Origin of the sequence: Geminocystis sp. GBBB08 (genome assembly GCF_016743215.1) — a bacterium.
Lineage (GTDB): Bacteria > Cyanobacteriota > Cyanobacteriia > Cyanobacteriales > Cyanobacteriaceae > Geminocystis.
Window position 1 is genome coordinate 1 of sequence record NZ_VRZC01000322.1, and the last position, 581, is coordinate 581.

The following is a 581-nucleotide window of genomic DNA, read 5'->3' on the forward strand; positions in this document are numbered from 1 at the left end:
CCGTATGCGTCATAGTTTAACTATGTTTAACACTATTTACAATCAACAAAGTCAGGCTAGTAAAAGTAAAAGTATCAATTCTTTCTTACTTACGGCTGTCAATCTTTAAATGAAAACTCCTCCTAACCCTCTTTTGTCATTTTCCGATTTTAACTATTATTAAATATTTTTAAAGTGCTTGGCAATTAAGGTAGGTACTACATAACGAAATTTACTAATTTAAAGTTTCGATTGATTTTCTGGGATTTAACATACGTCAATATCAAGTTGGCAAATACCAGTCAGGGAGAAATGGACATGGTCAATTACTCTGTTTTAAGACAATTATCAAACCATCCGAAGATAGTGTGAGAAGGCACTATCAAAAACTATCGGAAACCATTGGCAGATTGAAAGCGGCACCCCAAGAAAAAATTATCAGTGAGTTAAATCCGATTATCAGGGGTTGGTGTAATTACTACAGAACAGTTTCTAGTCATGAAACTTACTCTAAACTTGATTATCTGACTTATCTTCGCCTTCGTACATGGGCTAAAAGAAGACATCCCAATAAAGGTGGATATTGGGTATCTGATAAATAC

The 581-nt window shown here is 34.1% G+C and carries 1 protein-coding gene; it reads left to right on the top strand.

Annotation, left to right across the window (positions count from 1 at the left end; genetic code table 11):
- Positions 1–347: 347 nt before the first annotated feature.
- Positions 348–581: group II intron maturase-specific domain-containing protein (locus FWJ34_RS19475; RefSeq protein ID WP_308256979.1), on the top strand; the 234-nt coding region annotated here is incomplete at its 3' end.